Annotated in this window: 16 protein-coding genes; 7 read left to right on the top strand and 9 right to left on the bottom strand. The window is 69.5% G+C overall.

All coding sequences use genetic code 11. The features are described from left to right. Nucleotides 1-46 precede the first annotated feature (46 nt). Entirely contained in the window at nt 47-2,104 is a 2,058-nt protein-coding gene (locus DEJ06_RS11955; RefSeq protein ID WP_146245844.1) for an Ig-like domain-containing protein, read from the top strand. 70 nt (nt 2,105-2,174) lie between these two features. On the opposite strand, the gene DEJ06_RS11950 is transcribed toward DEJ06_RS11955, so the two are convergent. The 4 genes from DEJ06_RS11950 to dnaK form a co-directional block, all read right to left on the bottom strand. After that, a complete protein-coding gene (locus tag DEJ06_RS11950; RefSeq protein ID WP_111039442.1) occupies nt 2,175-2,585 on the bottom strand; it encodes a heat shock protein transcriptional repressor HspR in 411 nt (136 codons plus the stop codon). A gap of 184 nt (nt 2,586-2,769) precedes the next feature. After that, nucleotides 2,770-3,774, bottom strand: coding sequence for a DnaJ C-terminal domain-containing protein (locus DEJ06_RS11945; protein WP_017886377.1), 1,005 nt, complete (start codon nt 3,772-3,774; stop codon nt 2,770-2,772). 41 nt (nt 3,775-3,815) lie between these two features. Further along, on the bottom strand, nt 3,816-4,475 hold the full coding sequence (locus DEJ06_RS11940) for a nucleotide exchange factor GrpE (protein ID WP_111039425.1): 660 nt from the start codon (nt 4,473-4,475) through the stop codon (nt 3,816-3,818). 2 nt (nt 4,476-4,477) lie between these two features. Continuing rightward, a complete protein-coding gene (dnaK, locus tag DEJ06_RS11935) occupies nt 4,478-6,343 on the bottom strand; it encodes a molecular chaperone DnaK (protein WP_071246129.1) in 1,866 nt (621 codons plus the stop codon). A 1,409-nt stretch (nt 6,344-7,752) separates the two neighbouring features. On the opposite strand from dnaK, the gene DEJ06_RS11930 reads away from it, so the two are divergent. Beyond that, nucleotides 7,753-11,007 (top strand): Ig-like domain-containing protein, encoded by a 3,255-nt coding sequence (locus DEJ06_RS11930; RefSeq protein WP_181436766.1) that lies wholly within the window; start codon nt 7,753-7,755, stop codon nt 11,005-11,007. Nucleotides 11,008-11,158: 151 nt separating this feature from the next. On the opposite strand, the gene DEJ06_RS11925 is transcribed toward DEJ06_RS11930, so the two are convergent. Next, complete coding sequence (locus DEJ06_RS11925; RefSeq protein ID WP_111039423.1) at nt 11,159-11,620, bottom strand: DUF3060 domain-containing protein; 462 nt, start codon at nt 11,618-11,620, stop codon at nt 11,159-11,161. Between the two features lie 97 nt (nt 11,621-11,717). Here DEJ06_RS11925 and DEJ06_RS11920 point away from each other — a divergent pair, with 97 nt between their 5' ends. Beyond that, nucleotides 11,718-12,863 carry a glycosyltransferase gene (locus DEJ06_RS11920; protein WP_111039422.1) on the top strand — a complete coding sequence of 382 codons (1,146 nt, stop codon included), beginning with the start codon at nt 11,718-11,720 and terminating at the stop codon, nt 12,861-12,863. 83 nt (nt 12,864-12,946) lie between these two features. Here DEJ06_RS11920 and DEJ06_RS11915 read toward each other — a convergent pair whose 3' ends face one another. The 3 genes from DEJ06_RS11915 to DEJ06_RS18065 are packed head-to-tail and all read right to left on the bottom strand — an operon-like array spanning nt 12,947 to nt 15,976. Beyond that, nucleotides 12,947-14,071 (bottom strand): glycosyltransferase, encoded by a 1,125-nt coding sequence (locus tag DEJ06_RS11915; protein ID WP_258372427.1) that lies wholly within the window; start codon nt 14,069-14,071, stop codon nt 12,947-12,949. Next, nucleotides 14,049-14,642: a low molecular weight phosphatase family protein gene (locus tag DEJ06_RS18070; RefSeq protein ID WP_146245843.1), complete on the bottom strand. Its 594-nt coding sequence runs from the start codon at nt 14,640-14,642 to the stop codon at nt 14,049-14,051. Before DEJ06_RS18070 ends, DEJ06_RS11915 begins: the two co-directional genes overlap by 23 nt. Continuing rightward, nucleotides 14,639-15,976: a hypothetical protein gene (locus tag DEJ06_RS18065; RefSeq protein WP_146245842.1), complete on the bottom strand. Its 1,338-nt coding sequence runs from the start codon at nt 15,974-15,976 to the stop codon at nt 14,639-14,641. Before DEJ06_RS18065 ends, DEJ06_RS18070 begins: the two co-directional genes overlap by 4 nt. A gap of 83 nt (nt 15,977-16,059) precedes the next feature. On the opposite strand from DEJ06_RS18065, the gene DEJ06_RS11905 reads away from it, so the two are divergent. Genes DEJ06_RS11905 through DEJ06_RS11895 form a run of 3 tightly spaced genes read left to right on the top strand, consistent with a single transcriptional unit; the run spans nt 16,060 to nt 19,459 of the window. After that, nucleotides 16,060-17,469, top strand: a complete 1,410-nt coding sequence (locus DEJ06_RS11905; protein WP_111039420.1) for a polysaccharide biosynthesis tyrosine autokinase — start codon at nt 16,060-16,062, stop codon at nt 17,467-17,469. Further along, nucleotides 17,469-18,545 (top strand): polysaccharide pyruvyl transferase family protein, encoded by a 1,077-nt coding sequence (locus DEJ06_RS11900; protein WP_111039419.1) that lies wholly within the window; start codon nt 17,469-17,471, stop codon nt 18,543-18,545. The genes DEJ06_RS11905 and DEJ06_RS11900 overlap by 1 nt, the downstream gene beginning before the upstream one ends. Then, nucleotides 18,542-19,459: a glycosyltransferase family 2 protein gene (locus DEJ06_RS11895; protein WP_181436764.1), complete on the top strand. Its 918-nt coding sequence runs from the start codon at nt 18,542-18,544 to the stop codon at nt 19,457-19,459. The genes DEJ06_RS11900 and DEJ06_RS11895 overlap by 4 nt, the downstream gene beginning before the upstream one ends. A gap of 48 nt (nt 19,460-19,507) precedes the next feature. Here DEJ06_RS11895 and DEJ06_RS11890 read toward each other — a convergent pair whose 3' ends face one another. Beyond that, nucleotides 19,508-21,160 carry a glycosyl hydrolase gene (locus tag DEJ06_RS11890; RefSeq protein ID WP_181436763.1) on the bottom strand — a complete coding sequence of 551 codons (1,653 nt, stop codon included), beginning with the start codon at nt 21,158-21,160 and terminating at the stop codon, nt 19,508-19,510. A 141-nt stretch (nt 21,161-21,301) separates the two neighbouring features. Between DEJ06_RS11890 and DEJ06_RS11885 the strand changes: the two genes are divergently transcribed. After that, nucleotides 21,302-22,369, top strand: a complete 1,068-nt coding sequence (locus tag DEJ06_RS11885; RefSeq protein ID WP_181436762.1) for an acyltransferase — start codon at nt 21,302-21,304, stop codon at nt 22,367-22,369.

Below are 22,369 nucleotides of genomic sequence, written 5' to 3'. Positions count from 1 at the left end.
TCACATGTCAATACACTGGGAATCCCCCCACCAGAAGGAGCCCCCAATGGCATCCACCTCGTTCCGGAGCGCCGCAGTGGTCTGCGGCGTCCTCACCGCCTCACTCGGCTTTGGCCTGCTGACGCCGGCCGTCGCCAGCGCTGCCCCCACCTCCACCCCCGCCTCTGCCTCCGCCGCAGGCACCTCGACCGACGCGGTCTACGACCTCGACTCCATCACGGTGGACCCGGCACTGGGTGCCCCCCGCTTCCTGCAGGACTGGAGCACACCGCACGGTTCGCGGATCGTCGCGGGTGACGCCGGGAGTGACGCCGTCTGGCTGCTCGCCGGTGACGAAGTCCTCGACCACTCCCGCGCCGGCGGCGTGTTCTTCCTGAACGTGCAGGACCGCCACAAGGACCTCGGGCTCGAGGCCATCCGCGTCCACACCGCCGCGGACGGCACGCAGACCCGGACCGAGCGCATCGCGATGCCCCGCATGGTCAAGATGGACGGGCTGAAGGAGCAGAACTTGTTCACGCCGGGCAGCACCCACTTCGCGGGCAGCGCGACCGCCGGTGCCACCATCGTCGCGAAGGACACCGTGTCCGGTGACACCCTGTTCACGACCGACGTCAGCAACACCCGGAACGGCACTGGCACGTGGAGCGCCGACGCCGACCTCGCCGCCGCCGACCACGTGATCACCCTCACGCAGACGACGACCGACGGCCGGACCAACGAACTGCGCGGCGTCCGGTTCGCGCCGATCGTGGGCGAAGCCCCTGCCGCCCCCACCCTCGAGACCACGGAACGGCGCCTGAACGGCTCGTTCGTGCTGACCGGCAAGCACGCGGACTCCGTCGACTCGGTCGTCGTCCAGGACGCGTCGGGACGGCCGATCGCGAACGCGACCCTCACCGAAACGGGCTGGGTTGCGCAGCTCCCGCAGGACCGCATCGGCTCCACGGTCTACGTGGTCGGACGCACTGCCGACGGCACCTCGTCGCCCCGTGTGCCCGTCGCACTCGAGCAGCTGCCGATCGACCCGACTGCCGCCGCACCGTCCCTCCGGTCCGTGTTCGTCCACCCGAACGGGCGCGTCCAGGTGGTCGGGGAGCACGACGACGCTCCTGGGCTCTGGATCCTCGACGGCGACCGGGTCGTCGGGCACGCCACCAGCGCCGATGCAGTGTGGAGCTACACGATCGCCGCTGCCGCAACCGGCAAGCAGCTCGACATGGTCAACCTGGTCTTCGACGGCCGCGACTTCAGCGGGACGTCCGAGCGGGTGGCGCTCCCCCGCCTCCTGCAGGTCGACGGCGTCACGGACGAGAACACCTACACGCCCGGTGCACGCGCGTTCGAGGGGACGGCCGAGGCCGGTGCGACGATCACCGCCACCGATCAGCGCGGCCGTGAACTCTTCAAGACGCCGGTCACCGGTGCGCGCTCCGGCGTGGGGACGTGGAAGGCCTCGGCCGCCCTGACCAGCACGGCCGGGTACGAGCTCACCTTCACGCAGACCACCACCGACGGCCGCACGTCGGTGATGCGCAACATCGCCTTCACCACCGAGAACGACTCCGTTGCACCGATCGTGGTCGAGACCCCCGCGATGAACGGCACCGCCACCGGCCCCCGCCCCACCTTCACCGGCACCGGCCAGGCCGGGTCCACGATCGAGATCCGCGGCACCTCCCGCGTCGTCGCGACCGCCGAGGTCAACACCGACGGCAAGTGGACCGCCCCGTCGAACATCGACCTCGGTCGTGGCAGCTACGCCCTCACCGCGAAGCAGACCACCACCGGCAACGCCACCAGCGAAGCCCCCGTCCGCTTCTCCATCACCGCCACGGCAGCGCCGTTGACGGTGACGTCCCCCGGGATGAACGGCACCGCCACCGGACCCCGCCCCACCTTCACCGGCACCGGCCAGGTCGGCTCGACGATCGAGATCCGTGGCACCTCCCGCGTCGTCGCGACCGCGGAGGTCAGCGCCGACGGCAAGTGGAGCGCCCCGTCGAACATCGACCTCGGTCGTGGCAGCTACGCCCTCACCGCGAAGCAGACCACCACCGGCAACGCCACCAGCGAGCTCCCCGTCCGCTTCACCGTCAAGTAAGCCACACAGCCCACACAGAACGCCCCCGGTGACCACTCGGTCACCGGGGGCGTTCGCCTGTCGGTCCGCGTCAGCGCGGCCCGCGGTACAGCACGATCTGCGTGTTCCGCTGCGGCCGCGACCCCGCCTTGAGGGAGATCGCCGCACCACTCGCGGTGGCGGCGAAGACCCGTGCACCGGGCCGGTTGATGAGCTGGTCGGCCAGCGCCGACTCGAGCTCCCGCACACGATCGCGGAGCGCCCTGTTCTCGTTCTCCAGGTCGAGCACCCGCCGGATCCCCTCCAGCGACACTCCCTCGGAGCCGAGGCGCGCGATCTCGCGCAGCTGCACCACGTCGCGCATCGAGTAGCGCCGCGACCCACCCCGGGTGCGGCCCGGCACGACCAGGCCGAGCCGGTCGTACTGCCGCAGCGTCTGCGGGTGCATCTCGGCGAGCTCCGCAGCCACCGCGATCGCGAAGACGGGCGAGTTCTCGTCCATGTCGGTCATGGCGCGTTCCTTTCCGTCGTCCGCGTGGGGTGGAAACCAGCCTGGAGGCTCGGGCAGCTTCCTGACGGAGCCGCGCCGGGCCTCTCCCCACCGGCACGGCCGGCCCGCCGCTTCGCGACGGGCCGGTACCGGCGGCGTGGGCCCAGACCGGTCTCCTGCTGTGGTTGCGTGCGGGCTAGTCGCGCGCCTTGGCGAGGAGGTCCTCGCGGGGGTTCTCGTCGGGCAGCGCAGCCGCGAGTGCCTCGACGGCCTCGCGCTGCTTGTCCGAAAGGTGCGACGGCACCGCGACCTGGACGGTCGCGAGCAGGTCGCCCGTGCCGTTCTTCGTCGTGACACCGCGGCCCTTGACGCGCAGGACGCGACCCGACGGCGTGCCGGGGGCGACCTTGAGCTTCACGGGCGAACCGCCGAGCGTCGGGACCTCGATCGTCGCGCCGAGCGCTGCCTCGGTGAACGTCACGGGGACGTCCACGCGCAGGTTGAGCCCGTCGCGCTCGAACACCGGGTGCTTCCGCACCGACACGGCGACCACGAGGTCACCGGCCTCACCACCGTCGGGCGAGGGCTCGCCGCGGCCGCGCAGACGGATCTTCTGACCGTCGGCGACACCCGCGGGGATGCGGACGTTCACCGGTCGGCCGTTGCCCTGCGACAGCTTGACGGTGTCACCGGCGATCGCCGTCGTGAAGTCGAGGGTCGTCGACGCCGTGACGTCGCGGCCCTTCGTCGGCCCACCGAAGCCGCGGTAGCCGCCGGAGGTCTGGCCGAAGCCACCACCCCCGCCGAACATCCCGCCGAGGATGTCCTCGAACCCGCCGGCACCGCCGGGGCCGCCCTGGCCGAAGCGGACGCGCTGTCCGCCACCGCCCTGCTGCCCGAACATCCCGCCGAAGACGTCCTCGAACCCGCCCTGGCCCCCGCCGCCCGCCGTGAAGCGAGCGCCGGAGCCCATGGCGCGGACCTGGTCGTACTCCTGGCGCTGCTCCTTGTCGGAGAGCACCGAGTACGCCTCGCTGATCTCCTTAAAGCGGTTCTCGGCGGCGGCGTCACCCGGGTTGGAGTCCGGGTGGAACTGCCGCGCGAGCTTCCGGTACGTCTTCTTCAGCTCGGCGTCGGAGGCGTCCTTGGACACGCCGAGGACCTTGTAGAAGTCCTTGTCGAACCAATCCTGACTGGCCATGGATCACCTGCCTTCTTCTGTCGTCACCGTGGGGACCCGGCTCAGGCCGGGACCGCCACCGCGACCTTGGCCGCGCGGAGGACCCGCTGACCGAGCTTGTAGCCCGGCTCGACGACGTCCGCGACGGTCTGTCCGGTGGCACCCGGGGTGGGGAGCTGGACGATCGCCTCGTGGATGTTCGGGTCGAACGCCTCGCCCTTCTCGCCGATCTGCACGAGCTTGAACTTCTCGAAGCCCCCGCGGATCTTCTGGCCGATGACCTGCATCGGGCCCTCGGCGAGGTCACCGTGGGCCTCGGCCCGGGTGAGGTCGTCGAGCGCCGGCAGCAAGGCCCGCACCACTTCGGCGATGGCGACCTCGCGGTTGGCCTCACGGTCACGCTCGACGCGCTTCCGGAAGTTCACCAGCTCGGCCTGCGCACGAAGCATGTCCGCACGCATCTCGGCGACGAGGTCGCGGTCCTCGGTGCTCAGCTTGTCCTCGGCGATGCCGCGGGCGGCGTCGGCGAGCAGCGCTTCGTCCTCCGGGGAGAGGTCGTTCGCCGCATCGGCCGCCGGGCCCCCGGCGGCGGGGCCGTCCGTCGGTACTTCGACGTCGGGCCCCTCCGCCTCGATGAGGTCCTCGGGCTCGGCAGCGTTCGTGGCGTCGCCCTCGACCTGGGGCTCGTCCTCGTTGGGCGCGTTGTCCTTGGGATCCGTCATCGTTACTTCTTGTCCTTGTCGTCCTCGTCGTCCACGACCTCGGCGTCGACGATGTCCTCGTCGTCGGCCGGCTGCTCACCCGCGGGCTGCTCGCCACCGGCGGTGCCGGCTGCTGCGTCCTGCTGGCTGTAGATGGCCTGGCCGAGCTTGCCCTGCGACTCGTTGAGCTTGTCGAAGGCGGACTTCACGGCGTCGTCGTCCTCGCCCGCGAGCGCGGACTTGAGCGCGTCGACGTCGGCCTGCACCTCGGACTTGACGTCCGCGGGGAGCTTCTCGTCGTTCTCCTTGATGAGCTTCTCGATCGAGTAGACGAGCTGCTCGGCCTGGTTGCGACGCTCGTTGGCCTCGCGACGGGCCTTGTCCTCGGCTGCGTGCTCCTCGGCCTCGCGGACCATGCGCTCGATGTCCTCCTTCGGCAGCGACGAACCGCCGGAGATGACCATCGACTGCTCCTTGCCGGTGCCCTTGTCCTTGGCGGACACGTGCACGATGCCGTTGGCGTCGATGTCGAAGGTGACCTCGACCTGCGGGACGCCACGGGGAGCCGGTGCGATGCCGGTGAGCTCGAAGGTGCCGAGCGGCTTGTTGTCGCGGGTGAACTCGCGCTCGCCCTGGAAGACCTGGATGGCGACCGACGGCTGGTTGTCGTCAGCGGTCGTGAAGGTCTCGCTCCGCTTGGTCGGGATCGCGGTGTTGCGGTCGATGAGCTTCGTCATCAGGCCGCCCTTGGTCTCGATGCCGAGCGACAGCGGCGTGACGTCGATGAGCAGGACGTCCTTGCGCTCGCCCTTCAGGACACCGGCCTGCAGTGCGGCGCCGACGGCGACGACCTCGTCCGGATTGACGCCCTGGTTCGGGGACTTGCCACCGGTCAGCGACTTGACGACCTCGGCCACGGCGGGCATGCGGGTCGAGCCACCGACGAGCACCACGTGGGCGATGTCGTTGACCGAGACACCGGCTTCCTTGATGACGTCGTTGAACGGCTTCTTGGTGCGGTCGAGCAGGTCGGAGGTCATCTGCTCGAACTGTGCGCGCGAGATGGTCTCGTCCAGGTTCAGCGGGCCCTCGGCGGTGAGCGTCAGGTACGGGAGCTGGATGTTCGCCGACATCTGCGACGACAGCTCCTTCTTGGCCTGCTCAGCCGCTTCCTTCAGGCGCTGCTTGGCGATCTTGTCCGTGGACAGGTCGACGCCGTGCTCGTCCTTGAACTTCTTGACCAGGTAGTCGACGATGCGCTGGTCCCAGTCGTCGCCACCGAGACGGTTGTCACCGGAGGTCGCGCGGACCTGGATCGTCGAGAAGTCGTCGTCCTTACCCACCTCGAGCAGGGAGACGTCGAACGTGCCACCACCGAGGTCGAAGACCAGGATGAGCTCGTCTTCCTTGCCCTTGTCGAGGCCGTAGGCCAGGGCGGCCGCGGTCGGCTCGTTGATGATGCGGAGGACGTTGAGGCCGGCGATCTCACCGGCGTCCTTCGTGGCCTGGCGCTCGGCGTCGTTGAAGTACGCCGGCACGGTGATGACCGCGTCGGTGACGTCCTCGCCGAGGTACTGCTCGGCGTCACGCTTGAGCTTGCCGAGGGTGCGGGCCGAGATCTCCTGCGGCGTGTACTTCTTGCCGTCGATCTCGGTGGTCCAGTCGGTGCCGACGTGACGCTTGACCGACGCGATGGTGCGGTCGACGTTCGTCACGGCCTGGCGCTTCGCGGTCTCGCCGACCAGGACCTCGCCGTCCTTCGTGAACGCCACGATCGACGGCGTGGTGCGCATGCCCTCGGCGTTGGCGATGACGGTGGGCTCGCCACCTTCGAGAACGGAGACGACGGAGTTGGTGGTTCCGAGGTCGATGCCTACTGCACGTCCCATGTGTTGCTCCTCTTGCTTGGGGGTAAGTCGTTGGACTTGCGTCCGATGGGCTCAACTCTACTCCTGAGTCGGCTGGAGTCAACTTCAGAGAGAGCAAACCTGCGTCAGTCCCACTCAACTCTCAGCTCACCGTCCGCCTGCTAGCACGTTCGTATGTTGGTATTTCACGTGATATTCTGAATACACATGCGCCGTCAGAGTCTGTTGACGGGCGTGCCCCTTCCCGCACAGCCGCTGTCTGCGGCCTGTCCTGAAAGATGCACATGTCTCACAAGAAGAGGGCATCGACTGCCCTCAAGTCCATGGGTGCGGCCGGGCTGGCCGCAGCCACCATCGTGTCCGGCCTGTCCTTCGGTGCCCCCCCAGCCGCCGCAGCCCCCAGTGCCAAAGCGGCCACGATTCAGAGCTCCGGCGCCCTTACTGGCAAGCTCTACTCGACCAAAACTGGCTATGACGGCGTGACCTACTACTACAGCGTGCAAGCAAATGCCCGGGCAGGCGCGCCTGTCCGGATGAGTTGGTACACCAGCAAGGCCGCGGCTGTCAGTTCCTCAAGCGGCTGGGTCGTTCCGAAACCGGGTTCAACCGGCGCTATGGTCCTCGCGGGCACCAACTTCTGCGCCGACCGAACCGGAAGCGCGTACGGCTATGCTGCCGTGCGCATCGAAACGTGCAACGACAGCGTCGGCCAGATGTGGTCATGGGCTGCAAAATCTGGCGGACAGCTCCTGAAGGACAGCCAAGGCAACTTTGCGATGTCGTTCGGCACTGGCAACCCCAACGATGTCATTCTCAGGGAACAAAACGCCAACACGGATCCCTTCCAGCTCGGCGAGATGTCCGAATACGGATCACCTCTGATTGCGAGCGTGACGGGCGTCAACAACATTGCAAAGACAGCGGTAGTCGGAGGAACGGCCACTCCCGGGGCGAAGGTGTCCTTTGGCGGACAAATGGCTTCGGCCGACCGCGTGACCGGTAGATGGTCCATGACGGTCGCGGGTCTCAAGGTCGGGGTCAATACGCTGAAATTCGTTCAGAAAATCAATGGTGTCGAGTATGACTCGAAGAGCCTCGACATTTCGGTTGTAGAAGGCGGGACGTTCGTCGGGATTGATCAGGGCCCGGTCAACCTCGAGCGCGGCAAGACTGCACCGGTTCCTTTTGTCGTGGAGAACCGGGAGGCGCGGAGCAGCACGAAGGGTACGGTCACTCTCAATGCGCCGGACGGCGCGACCTTCTCAGAGCAGGACACGATCCAGGGTTCATGGCGCCGCGTCGGAAACACGGCATGGAACGCCTCCACCTCGATCCCACTGACGAATGGCACGCTGTCCAACGACAACACGACCATCACCTTCGACCTCGACTGGGCACCCGAACGCCCTGCGGATCAGCAGTACCGTTTCATGGTCGACGTCACCACCGACACGGACGCTCCCGAAGGTGCCAGCGCGATGGACTTCGTCATGCCGGGCACCAGCAACACCGGGGACTTCCGCGCCGAAGGTTCGACCACCACCACCGTCGGCACCTCGATCGCCGACCTGATCGCGAACATCGGTTCGATTGACCACGCGGGCAAGACCGCGGTCATCTCGGGTACCGCAACCCCGGGCGCAAAGATCACGATCGGCGACAAGAGCGTCGAAGCCGACGCCGAGACCGGTGCGTGGAGCATCACGGTCGACGATCTCGACCGCGGGACGAACCCGCTGCACATCGTGCAGGAGATCGACGGCGAGGAGCACGACTCGAAGGATCTCGACGTCGTCATCAACGACGCCGCGATCTCGGGCCAGGACGGCACCGCTGTCACGCTCGAGCGTGGCGAGGTCACCTCGGTGGAGTCCCTGTTCAAGACCAACGGTTCGATCAGCCGCCCGCAGGGCAAGGTCGAGTTTACCGCGCCCGAGGGCACCACGTTCGCCGAGGACCAGGGCACGATCGAAGGTTCGTTCAAGAAGCCGGGTGAGGACGCCTGGACGAACGCCGCCATGACCCTGACCAACGGGGTCCGCTCCGAGGACGGCACGAAGTACACCTACGACTTCGCGACCACCACCACGACCTGGAACCTCCCCGATGCGTCGCTGATGCGCTGGAACATCAACGTGAACACGCCCGAGGACGCCGACGCCGGCACCTTCCCGATGCGCACCGTCCTGAGCGGCACCGCCGTCGAGGGCGCGTTCAACACCACCAGCACCACGCAGGCCACGGTCGAGGCCGCCGAGGTACCCGCACCTGACGAACTGGTCGTGACCACGCCAGCCGACGACTCCACGGTCGACTCCAAGCGCCCGGTGTTCTCGGGTACCGGCGACGAGGGCGCCACGATCGAGATCCGCGACGCCGACGACAACCTCATCGCGACCACCGTCGTCGAGGACGGCGCCTGGAGCGTTCCCGCAGCCGCCGACCTCGCGGACGGCTCCTACGAGTTCGACGTGACCCAGACCCCGCTCGCCGGGGCGCCGAGCACCGAGAAGGTCTCCTTCACGGTCGCGACGAACCCGCTCACGACCGAGCTCACCGCGGTCGGCGCGTTCGATGACGACGTCACCAAGCCCGCCACGATCTCCGGCGACGCCACCACCGGCGCGACCGTGATCGTCAAGGACAGCCTCGGCAACGAGGTCGGCCGCACCGAGGCCGTCGACGGCAAGTACTCCATCCCGGTCCCGCCGTCGTTCGCCCACACCGGCGTCAACGACTTCGCCGTCACCCAGACGAAGAACGACACGACCTCGCCCGCGAAGGACGTCTCGCTCGACTACGGCACGCCGGCACCGATCCGCATCACCAGCCCGGAGAACGGCTCGACGGTCCAGAAGAACGGCCTGACCTTCACCGGCACGGGTGACAACGGCGCTCGTATCGATGTCCGCGGTTCCGTCCGAGCCATCGCGACCGGTACCGTCACCGACGGCACCTGGAACGCACCGGTGACGATCGACCTGTCGAACAACGTCTACAACCTGCGCGCCGTGCAGACCACCAAGGGTGGCCTCACGACGCAGGCACCGATCACGATCACGATCACCGACGAGGCTCCGGTTGCTCCGCTGACCGCGACCGCCGCGTTCAACACCACGGACGAGAACCTGCCCGCGACGATGACCGGCTCCGCCAACCCCGGCGCGACCGTCACCGTGAAGGACAGCAACGGCGACACCATCGGCACCGCCGTCGCCACCAACGGCCGCTACACGATCACGATCCCCGCGAACAAGGCCCACTTCGGCGTCAACGACTTCACCGTCACCCAGACCGTCCGAGGCCAGGTCTCCGCACCACTGGACCGTTCCCTCGACTACGGCAACCCCGCAGCCCCGGTCATCCAGACCCCGGCCAACGGCGACACCGTCACCAACGGCTCCATCCGCTTCACCGGCACCGGAGCCACCGGCGCCAAGCTCGACATGCGCGGCAACACCTCCTCCATCGGTGACACCAAGATCACCGACGGCGCCTGGACCGTGGACGTCTCCCGCCAGCTCAGCCCGGCGGTCTACGACCTCCACGCACTCCAGACCAGCAAGGGCGGCCTCACCCAGCGCGTCAACATCACCGTCACCGTCCGCAACGAGGCTCCGGTTGCTCCGCTGACCGCGACCGCCGCGTTCAACACCACGGACGAGAACCTGCCCGCGACGATGACCGGCTCCGCCAACCCCGGCGCGACCGTCACCGTGAAGGACAGCAACGGCGACACCATCGGCACCGCCGTCGCCACCAACGGCCGCTACACGATCACGATCCCCGCGAACAAGGCCCACTTCGGCGTCAACGACTTCACCGTCACCCAGACCGTCCGAGGCCAGGTCTCCGCACCACTGGACCGTTCCCTCGACTACGGCAACCCCGCAGCCCCGGTCATCCAGACCCCGGCCAACGGCGACACCGTCACCAACGGCTCCATCCGCTTCACCGGCACCGGAGCCACCGGCGCCAAGCTCGACATGCGCGGCAACACCTCCTCCATCGGTGACACCAAGATCACCGACGGCGCCTGGACCGTGGACGTCTCCCGCCAGCTCAGCCCGGCGGTCTACGCCCTCCACGCACTCCAGACCAGCAAGGGCGGCCTCACCCAGCGCGTCAACATCACCGTCACCGTCCGCAACGAGCAGATCACGGCACTGACGGCCAACGGGGTCTTCGCGCAGGACGTCGAGCAGAACGCCGTCGTCTCGGGCAACGCCCAGACCGGGGCAGACGTCATCGTCCGCGAAGGCACGACGGTCATCGAGAGCGTCAAGGCCGTCGACGGGCAGTACTCCGTCACGATCCCGGCCACCGTCGCCGGCGTCCGCACGTTCACCGTCACCCAGACGGTCAACGGCACGGTCTCGGCGCCCAAGACCGCGACGCTCGACTACGGCACGCCCGCGGACCTCGTCATCGAGACCCCCGGCAACGGCGGGACCCTCCGCGGCGACCGGGTCGTCTTCACGGGAACCGGTGCCCCGGGAGCCAAGGTCGTCCTGAACGGCACCGTCAGCCGCCTCGGCTCCGCAACGGTGAACGGTCAGGGCGCATGGACGATCTCCGTCGAGCGCACCCTCACCCCGCAGGCGTACACGCTGTTCACCAAGCAGATCACCAAGGGCAACCTCAACGGCCCTGCTGACCAGCGCACCATCAACGTCATCCGGTAACACCACCAGCACCATGCGACGGGCGCCCCTCCACCAGGAGGGGCGCCCGTTCCCGTGCGTCAACCGCGATGCTCGAGAAGAACAGCGGGACAGAACGACGAATGCCGCCGGCCTCGGGCCGGCGGCATTCGTCGTTCTGCGTGCGTGACGATCAGCGCGTGCGGAACACGTTGTCCTCGCCGTCGTCGCTGATCTTCGGCTCGTTGTCACTCGTCAGGCGGTTGCCGTCGGTGGTCACCCGCACCGAGCCGACCTGCTTCGCGGCGATGTCGTTGATGGAACCGGAGACGACGAGTTCCTCGACGTTCCCGAGGTGGACGACCGCGTTGCCCGCGGTGATCTCCACCGACGCGCAGTCCCCGACGGTGACGTCCTTGTTGGCCTGGTCGACGACGGCCTTGCCGTCCTTGCACCCGGCCTGGACCTTCTCGATGTCGGCGGGCGGGTTGGAGAAGACCTGCTTGTCGGCCTTGGCCGTCGCGCTTGCACTCGGCTTCGGGCTCGACTTGTCGTCGCCGGTGCCGGAGCACGCGGTCACTGCAGCGAGGATGCCGACGACGGTGAGTCCGGTGACGAGCAAGCGGCGGACGGGGGGATGAGAGCTCAGGGCCATGGTGTGTTCCGATCTGGAGCGGGAGATGTCGGGCGCGTCAGTGGACCCGAGGACATTTGTATGTCACGTTCTATACAATACTTGATATGCTGAATGCATGACAACTGATCGGTTGCCTCGGGTGGCCTTCCTCAGCCACTCCGCAGCCCTCTCCGGGGCAGAACTGCTGGTCGCCCGCGTGACGGCGGCGTGCACGAGGATCGAACCGATCGTGATCCTCGGTGAACACGGCCCGCTCGAACGACTCCTCGCTGACTCCGGGGTGCGCTGTCAGGTCGTGCCCCTCGATGCGACCGTCCGGAATCACACCGCCGCGGCGGGAGCCGGGCTCCTCGCGAAGACGGTCAGCACACTCCGCGCCACCCACGAGCTCACCCGCATCCTGCGCGCCCTCGGCGTCGACGTGCTCACGACCCACTCGGCGAAGGCGCACATCTGGGGTGGACTCGCCGGACGGCAGGCCGGGATCCCCGTGGTCGCCCACGCACATGACCTCGTCGGTGCCGATGGGTCGTCGCGAGCGAACGCAGCGTTGCTCCGGCTCGCGTTCGCGGTCCTCCCCCACACGGTGATCGCGAACTCCCGGACCACGGCCGGATCGCTCGGTCGCCTGCCCCGGCCCGTCGCCGTCGTCGCCTGCCCCGTGTCCGTCCCGGCGGAAGCAGCGCCGCACACCGCTTCGGCGTTCACTATCGGCATGGTCGGACGCCTCACGCCGTGGAAGGGGCAGGACGTCGTCCTCCGCGCCTTCGCGGCCGCCCGCGCAGCCGGTCTCGACCCCGACGCGCGACTCCGCCTGGTGGGCGCACCGCTGTTCGGCGCTGACGACGCGTTCGCCCGAGCGCTGCACACACTCGCGTCCGACCTCGGCGTCCGCGACTCCGTCGACTTCCGTGGGCACCAGCACGACGTCGCCGCCGAGATGGCCGCATGTGACGTCGTCGTCCACGCCAGCACACGGCCAGAGCCGTTCGGACAGGTCGTCATCGAGGCGATGGCGCTGGGCCGGGCCGTGATCGCCAGCGACGCGGGTGGCCCCGCCGAGATCATCACCGACGACCGGGACGGTCTCCTCGTCTCGCCCGGTGACGTCGCAGCGCTCGCGTCCGCCATGGTGCGACTGGCAGACGACCAGGAGGCCCGGGGCCGGCTCGCCGACAACGGCCGTCGGACCGCCAGACGGTTCGATCTCCCCCGCGTCGTCGCGCAGCTCGAGGCGATCCTGGTGGCGACCGCCCGCTGACGCCGGACGGCGGCACTGCACGTGCGCGTCGCCTGTCGCGGGTCGACCCGGCGACGGAGGGCGGGCCTCCTGGCCGGCGCGCGTCAGGAACGGACGGCGCTCGGGATCCCGGTCCACGCACCGATCTCGCGCCGGAAGCGCGTGGTGGAGAACGTGTCGGCCCGCTCTCGGCAGTCCGCACCGTCGAGTGCCGCCGCCGCTTCGACGGCCGACCGCAGCGTCGACGGGGCGAAGTCGTGCAGGACGACGCCGCTCCGGTCGGGCTCCACCGAGTCGCACGCGCCGCCGAGAGCGTTCACGACGACCGGCGTGCCGAGCGCCATGGCCTCGACCGGCATGATGCCGAAGTCCTCCACCGGCGGGAACACGTAGACGGCCGCACGCTGCAGTAGCGCCGCCAGGAGCGCGTCGGACGGCCGGACGACGATGCGGACGTCGACGTCCGAGTCCGCGGCGAGCGCCCGGAGCCGTTCGAGGTCGGGTCCGTCTCCGGCGAGCACCACCGGTCGCGCAGATGCCCGGCCGGCCTCGATCACCACGTCGAGTCGCTTGTACGGCACGAACCGGGAGGCCCCGAGCAGGAATCCCGCGGGCAACGACTCGAGCAGGGCACGCTCGCAGTCGTCGAGCTCCCGTGCCCAGTCGTCGACAGCGGTGAGCCGTTCGACCCCGACGGGTGGGTGGATCACGACCGCGTCGACGTCCCAGCTCGCGCGGATGCGCTGCTGCACGAAGCGACTGTTGGCAGCGACGTGCCGGAGCGCCCCACCCCGACGGCGGTCCACTGCGCGGAGCGCGGGGCCCGCGAGCCGTGCGGCGACGGACGTGCCGCGGGCATCGAGCTCCGGGTTCCAGAGGTACCGCGCGGGCGTGTGCACGTAGGTGAACTGGCGCTCGGGATCGACCCCGGGCACACGGGCCTGGTGTGCGAACAGGTGCGAACTGACGAGCGCCCAGTCGTACGGCCCGAGGTCGCGCAGCCCGTGCGACCAGAGCGCGGGGAGGAACGGGACAGCCAGGGCCTTGCGCCCCCGCAGCGGCGTCGGCGCGAGGGCGCTCTCGATCACCCTCCGGCCGGGGTACCGGCCCGGGGCGTCGTTCCAGAGGCCGAAGAGGTCGGCGTCCGGGTACTCGTCCGCCATGGCGTCGAGGACACGTTCGGCGCCGCCGACCGCTTCGATCCACTCATGCACGAGCAGTCCGCGCATCGCGAGCTCCTTCCGTCGCTCGTGCGGCACAGGCGACGACGGCGTCGACCGCCTCGTCGGCCAGGGCGCACATCCGGGCGTGGTCGGCGTCGTCCCCGCGGACCGGGTCGGTGATGTCGTCCGCCTCTGGGTCGGTGGGGGCGGTGCCGAGTCGTGAGCCTGCGACCAACCTGGGGAAGTCGTCCCAGAACCCCGCGCCGACGGCGTCCTGATCGAGGAGCGGACGGACGAGCCGCTCGAACTCGCGCAGCGTGAACGTCCGCCGCAACAGCGCGGGAGCGATGTCGAGCACCGCGGCACGGTGCTGGCGTTCCAGGGTGAGCACGAGCGCGGGGCCGTCGAGCACGCGTGCCGTCAGGGGCGTCCCTGCGAAGCCGGAGGGGTCGGCTCCGTGGCGCAGGACGGCGTCGGACGAGCGCGGGAACATCGCTGCCCCTTGCTCGGCGGCGGTCCCCGCGCTCGACACCTGGAACGCTCCTGGGGCGACAGCGTCCAGGCGAGCTCGGAGCACGCGTTCGACGTAGGGAGAACGACAGACGTTCCCTTCGCAGACGATGAGGATGGCGATCACGATCGAGTTCCTGTCAGTGCGGGGACGGTGGGCCGGAGGGTGGGAATCGTGGGCCGGAGGGCGGCGACGGCGGTCGGGACCCACGTCGGGGTCGCGCAGGCCGCGATGAGGACCCAGAGGACCGGGGTCGAGAAGTCGGGAGTCCCGACGACCTTGGCGACGAGCAACGCGACGAGTGCCGTGGCTGCCGCGACCGTGCCCGGACGCCGGATCGCGTTGGCGATAATGCCCAGGACGAGTGCCGCGAACGCAGCGGTGCCCGGGATGCCGACGGTGGACAGCAGGGACATGCCGAACGACGACGGCCGGCTGCTGCCGATGCCGGCGCCCATCCCGAGCGTGTCCGCGAGGACGCCCCAGCTGAACGTGTCCGCACCGGTCCGGGAGTCGTACGACTTGCTGTCCACCTTGTCGACGACGAGTTCCCGGATGGGCGCGAGCAGGTGGTCACCGGCGACGAGGGCGACCACGGCCACGGTGAGCACGCCGATGACGAGCCACGGGGTGCCGACACCACCGCGGACGACGTACCGGACGGCCAGTACGACGATGCCCAAACCGATCACGACGGCGGATGCGACGACGGCAGTGCCCGACGACGCCTGCAGCAGGTTGGAGCACGCGAGGGCAGCTGCCGCGGACCAGAGGAACCGGGCCCGGCCCGTCGAGCGCAGCGCCGCAACGACGAAGAACGCGACCGCAGGCAAGGAGAACGCGGCGAGCTCGCTCGGTTCACTGAAGACCCCGCGCAACCGGTCCTCCGTCGTGGTCCAGGCGTACGCGACGTTCGGCAGGGTGTCGAAGAGGGGAGCCGTCACGTCCGCTCGGAACAGGAGGAGGAACCCGCGGATGCTCGTCGTCACCGTCCCCACCACCAGCGCGACACCGACCGCGAGGACGGCGCCCCGGACGCGCACCAGGTAGAGCGTGCAGCAGGCGGCGAGGAGCAGGTAGGCGAGCTGTGCGCCGTTGCTCACCGTGTAGGCGAGCACACCGGGGTCGGCCACCTGGTGATCGACACCACCGCGGGAGACGAGCACCCGGATGCCGCCGAACAGCCACGGAGCCACCGCGGTGATCACCGTCGTCCAACCGAGGAAGACGGCGAAGGCGTTCGCAGTCCAGTGCGACGTCCCCAGCCGACGCGTCCCGAGGAGTGCGCAGGCGCTGGCTGCTGCCGCGACGGTGAACAGCGGCACGCCGTTCCCCCCGACGACGACGCCCGCGGAGTACGGCAACCCGGCGGCCGCCCCGATGATCACCGGCAACCACTCACGACGCACCGTCAGTCCGACGCCGAGCGCGACGAGGAGCACGGCTCCGAGGACGGTCATCCGGGCTTCCTCCACTTGGTTGCGTAATATTTCATATCAACTACTATGAGTATCACACATCGAAACCCGAAGGAAAGGCTCGGATGACACTCGCGCAGTTCATCGACGTGCTCCGGCACCGCTGGATCTCCATCGCTGCGGTGCTGCTGCTCGCGACCGGACTCGCGGCGGCCTTCTCCGCGGTCCAGGCGCCGCAGTACCGTGCGACGAGCGAGGTGTTCGTGTCCGTGGCAGGCGGGGACTCGGTCACCGACCTCAGCCAGGCCAACACCTTCTCGGCCGCGCGCGTCAAGTCCTACGAGGCGCTCGCGGTCACACCCCAGGTGCTCGGACAGGCCGCGAAGCAGCTCGGTCTGCCGGGTGGTGGCGGCCTCTCGCGGGTGGTGACGGCGGAGTCGAAGCGCGACACCGTGCTCATCTCGATCAGCGCCACCGACGGATCTCCGTCGCAGGCCGCCGCCATCGCGAACGCCGTCACGGCTCAGCTGGTGAAAGTGGTCGAACAGGTCGAGAACGAGGGGGCCGCCACCACCGGCCTCGTGCACCTCAGCGTCTTCCAGCCCGCGACCGCTCCGAGCACACCGTTCTCGCCCCGCCTGGCCGTCAACATCGCGATCGGTGTGCTCGCCGGCCTCGCCCTCGGCATCGCCCAAGCCGTCCTCCGCGAGGTCCTCGACACCCGCCTCCGCTCGTTCGAAGCACTGCGCCGGCTGACCCAGGCGAGCGTGCTGGGTGAGTTCGCACTCGACGACTCGGTCGTGAAGGAACCACTCGTCTCGTTCGGCAACCGCTACAGCACGCGAGCCGAGGCGTTCCGCCAGCTCCGGACCCACCTGACCTACACGAACCTCGACGGGGACGCGCAGAGCATCGTCGTGACCAGCGCGACGCCGGGCGAGGGGAAGTCATCCACCGCCGTGAACCTCGCGCTCATGCTCGCCCAGAACGGGTCGCGCGTCGTCCTCGTCGATGCCGACCTCCGACGACCGACCACCGGCACCTACCTGGGCATCGAGAGCCGCGTCGGACTCTCCACCGTGCTCACCCGGCAGGTCGCCCTCGACGACGCCATCCAGCAGGTCGGCGCGGACACGCCCCTCCACGTCCTCGCAGCGGGGCGCGTTCCCCCGAACCCGAGTGAACTCCTGAGTTCGAGCCGCATGGTCGAACTGGTCCGCGAACTCGAGTCCCGCTTCGAGTACGTGATCGTCGACGCCCCTCCGATGCTCCCGGTCACCGACCCCGCTGTGCTGGGCACGATCTGCAGCGGTGTCCTGCTCGTGGTGAGCGTGGACGGGCGGACCAGACGCGCCGACTTCACCGCTGCAGAACGGACCGTGACCCAGGTCGGCGCCCGCCTGCTCGGCCTCGTCGTGAACCGCCTGCCGGTGCAGCGCCGCGCGAAGACCTACTACAACTACGAGCCGTCGGCGCCGGTCAGCGAGAGCCCTCGTCGATCGTCGCGAGCTCGCCGCACCCCGGAGGACCACTGATGAAGCCGCCCGCACGCCGTTCCCTCGTCTACCTCGGCTGGCAGGGCAACGCCAACTTCGGCGACGACCTGCTGTACGAGACCTGGCGCGCTGCTCTCGACGACCCCCTCACGGTCCAGGCGCCGCTCAACGCACGCGACTACCTCCGATCGGCGCCACGATTCGGGCTCGACCGGCTCCGCACACTCGGCGCGGAACGGGTCGTCCTGCTCGGCGGTGGGACGTCCGTCGGGTTCGCGTCGTGGGCAGAGCACGCACGGCTGGCGATCCGCAACTTCGGCACGGACGGCCTGATCGGTGTGGGCCTCGGTACCGCGTCGGCATCGGACACGTACTCCCTGGCGCGGCAGCAACAACGCTGGGAGGCCTGGCGCACGCTCGAGCGGCTGCACATCGCCGGCGTTCGCGGTCCCCTCACCCAGGACGAGGTCTCCGCACACCTGATGCCCGTCGACATCAGCGGTGACCCGGCGCTGCTCTACCCGCTCGTCCAGCACGTGCCCCGCCCCGCTCGAGCTGCTCCGCGGATCGGCGTGAGCCTCGGTTCCGATCCCCACTCCCGCTTCGACATCGACATCGTCGCCGCGGCCGTCGACGAACACGCACGCGATGTCGGTGCCACCGAGGTGGTCGCGTTCGCCCTGTCAGCAGCCGACCAGGACGCCGCACGCCGACTCTCGGACCGCCTGACGACGTCGTCGGTCGTCCACGCCTACACGGACGTCGCGGCCACGATGGCCGCGATCGGCAGCTGCGACCTCGTGGTGTCGGAACGGCTGCACGGCGCGGTCGCCGCAGTGTCGCTCGGCATCGCGACGGTCCCGCTGTCCTACGCCTCGAAGTGCGACGACTTCTGGTCGAGCGTCACCGGTCGTGCCGCCCCCGTCACGGTGGGCCACTCGGCGGACGACCTGGTCGACGCCATGCGCGCGGCAGAACAGGAGCGTTCGGACATCGCCGACCGGGTCCGCGAACTGCAGGACAGATTGCAGCGGATCAGGGGCGAGCTGCTCGGCTGGAAGTCGGGGACGCGCTCGACGACGGACCTGCTGACGATGAACACGGTGTCGGTGTGAACGCCGTCGCAGGGTCCGACCACCGGTTCCACCTGGTCATCTCGACGATCCGCTCGCCGGAACACATCGAGCGGTGCCTCGACTCGATCCGCCGAACACGACTGCCGGTCTTCGTGACCGTGGTCGAGCAGCGCTTGACGCCCGACGCGCTGCCGCTCCTCCGGGACCTGATCGAGGCCGGTCACGCAGAACACGTGCACGAGCCCGTCGTCCGTGGGGTCAGCCGCGGCCGGAACCGCGGGCTCGCCACGATCCGTGGGGACATCGTGGCGTTCCCCGACGACGACTGCTGGTTCGACGACGGTGTCCTCGAACTCCTGTCCGAGCGGATGGACGACCGGAACCTCGACGGGGCAGCGATCCCCTGCCGTGCGAGTGACGACAGCGGCACGATGCTCCGCTGGCGCCGACGGGCATGCCGGGTCACGAGCTGGCGGGTTCCCCGGACGATCGTCGCTGCAGGCATCTTCCTGCGACGCGATCTGCTCGAGAGGCACGGACTCTTCGACGTCGCCCTCGGGACCGGTTCGGCGACGCCGTTCGGCTCCGGCGAGGAGAACGACCTCGTCATCCGTGCACTCCGTCGCGGTGCCCACATCGCCTACATGCCGGACGTGACCGTGCGGCACGGCGACTTCCGGCACGACGGCATGACGGACGAGACCCTGGCCAAGGTGCTGCGGTACAACCGGGGGTTCGGCCGAGTGCTCCGGAAGCACCGGCTCCGCGGCCAGGCGGCCTACTGGGTCACCCGGTCGATGGCGGCCGTCCTCGTGGCACGGGTCAAGCGGGACCACGATGCGACCCGATTCCAACAGGCACAGCTCCGTGGCCGGTGGCAGGGGTGGCACGGCGCGGACGACCACGGCGTGCACCACGCGTTCGACCGGACCACGACGCCGCAGCACGGGTGACACGAGCGGCCCCGCAGCGCACCAGGTGCGCCGCGGGGCCGCTCGGAGTCACTCGTCCCAGACGACGAACCGCGGGATCCACTTCGCGGACATGTCGAGCTTCCCGGCGGTGCCCCGCACGGTCTTCTCGGACCCGGTGGGTTCGACGATCCGCCCTGTTCCGCGAAGTGAGACGCGCACGGGCGTCGACAGGTGCTGCGCCTCCGACTGCCAGACGACACGGGCGTGGTGCTTGCCGTCCGGCGAGGTGAACCGCATGTGGCGGACAGGACCGATCCGGTGCTCCGCCACGTACCGCTTGCCGGCGAGGACCCGCTGCATGGTCGCCCAGGCCGCGGCGGAGGTCTTCGGCTCGTAGCCGCCGTCGGCGTTGCCGATCAGTCCGAACGTCCGTGCGGTGCCGTTCGCCAGGGCGGGCTCGGCCATCTCGAACAGGAACAGCCGCTCGACGCCGTACTGCGCGGCGATGGCGTAGGTGCGCAGGACGTACGCGGTCTGGTCTTCCGGTCGGACCCACCCCGGTCCGGCGAACTGCGTCGGCCACCCGACCTCGGTGATCCAGATCGGCAAGGCGCTGCCGTCAGGGCGCGGGTACCGGTCGGCCGTCGTCCGGAGCCACGCGAGCGCGTCCTCGATGCACGGGTTGGTCGGGACGCAGAGCTCGGGGCCCCACGGGTTGTTGTAGGGGTGGACGCTGACCGCGTCCACGTGGTCTGCGCCGCCGAGGCGGAACCACTCGCCGATCCAGGCGCGCTCGTCGTCGGACACCGAGTTCTGGGTCGGCCCGACGATCGTCGCCGCCGGGTCGGTCGCACGGATGACCTGTGCGGTGACCCGTGCGAGCTCGATGTAGGCGGCGGGCGTCGCGGGCAGCGAACCGTGGTTGTTCGTCCACTCGTTCCAGACCTCGTAGGACAGATCGGTGTCCGGGTGCCGGTCCCGCATGTGGGACACGGTCTCCTTGACGTAGCGCTTCCAGGCGGCGGCCTGGGCGGGTACCGACACGTCCGGCGGTGCCATCGGGTCGTTCGTGTACGCGACGTTGCCGTAATCGAGGACGAAGAGTGGGCTGACACCCATGTCACGCACGATCGGGTCGATGCGGGCGTCCGTCGCCGTGAAGTCGAACCGGCCGGCGACCTTCTCGACCGCGCTCCACTGCAGGTCCTGTCGGTAGCTGCCGGCACCGAGTGCGGCGAGTGACGGCAGCGCGCTCGCCACGGGGTTGACGCCGAGACCGAAGTACGGGTCGGAGCCGACCGGACCGGCGATGGTGCGCACGAACCGGGTCGACGCGGACGTCGACCCCGGCGTCTGCACGGTCAATCGGTACGTGCCGGACGGGAGAGCGCTCGTGGGGTGCACCTCGACCGATCGGGTGCCGGCCCGGCCCCTCCCCGAGTCGACGATCGTTCCCGTGGTGTCGTTGATCCGCCAGGTGACGTCTGCCGCTCGCTCGACACCGGCGACCGTGAACCCGGGCTGCTCGTCGGGCCCGAAGAGACCGCTCCCGCCGATGGGTCGGAGCGTCGGCGTCGTCGTGGCCGTCGGCGTGGTACCGCGTGCGGACTGGGGCTGGGCGTGCTCGGACAGGATCGCCGCGAGCACGACGCCCGTGACGGCAGCGGCGGTGAGGCCACGGCGGCGTGTGGACGGAGGACGGGGAGCGGGGCGGCCAACGGATGGCCCGACGTGTTCCATCCGGCCATCATGGGCAGCACGGGCAGGTGCTGGCGAGCGATCCGAATGCACGGCACCCGCTATGCGATCGACTCGATCCTGGGCGATACACAACATGCGAACTGTTGGCGGACGGCGATCGTTCCCGCCCACAGTTGCTCGATGCCAGCCGAACGACCGACCTTCACCGGCGTCCAGGTGCTGCGGTTCGTCGCCGCGCTCCTCGTCGTGTTCTCGCACCTGCCGACGTACCTGCACGCCCGTCTCGGCACACCCCTGGTCGACATCCCCGTCGGCCAGGTCGGGGTGACGGTCTTCTTCGCGATCAGCGGGTTCGTCGCGGTGCTGGTGACACAGCGGACCCCGAGGCCGACCTGGCGCGAGTTCATCTCCCGTCGGCTGGTCCGCATCCTGCCGCTCGCGTGGGCGGTGATGACGATCAAGCTCGGCACACTGCTGGTGGCCCCGCAGGCCCTGGAACGCGCGGCCACGTCACCGACGTACATCGCGTTGTCCTACGTGTTCCTGCCCGGCCGCGGCCCGAACGGCGTGGTCGAGCCGTTCTACACCGTCACCTGGACGCTGTCGTTCGAGCTGCTGTTCTACGTGGTCGTCACGATCGCGCTCGCCACGCGCATCGACCCCCTCCGGCTGGCGTCCGTCGTCTTCGTCGGACTCGCGGTCGCCTCGGCGTTCCGAGGGCCGGACGGGTGGCCGGTCTGGCAGTTCCACGCGAACCGCATCGTCCTGTGCTTCCTGATCGGCATGGTGATCGGCCGGTGGGCACTCGACCGCCGCACCCGGCTGGCACTGCTCCGGACCGCGGCGATCACCGCGATCTGGCTCGCGGCGGGCACCGTCGCGGGCGCGTCCGTGCCGAGCCTGCTGCTGTTGCCGCTCGCGGCCGTGGCGCTGGCGACGACGGTGGCGGGTGAGCCGCTCCTGCGCCGGTGCGCCGGCACCGTCGGGCGGACGTTGGGCGATGCCTCGTACGCGTTGTACCTGACGCACCCGATCGTCGCACCGGCGACGGTGGCCGTGGTCGCCGCTGTCGTCTCCGGCCCGGCGGCCCCGGTCGTCGCGGGCATCGCCGCACCGGTCGCCGCCGTGGCCGCCTCGGTCGTGGTGTGGTTCGCGGTCGACCGTCCGGTGATCCGGCGGCTCCAGCGGCGACGGACCACACCACCACGGACCCCGCGCACCGCGAGGCACCGGCTACCCGCCGGGTAG

Source organism: Curtobacterium sp. MCLR17_051, from assembly GCF_003234395.1.
Lineage (GTDB): Bacteria > Actinomycetota > Actinomycetes > Actinomycetales > Microbacteriaceae > Curtobacterium > Curtobacterium flaccumfaciens.
This window is presented reverse-complemented; position numbering and strand designations above follow the sequence as displayed.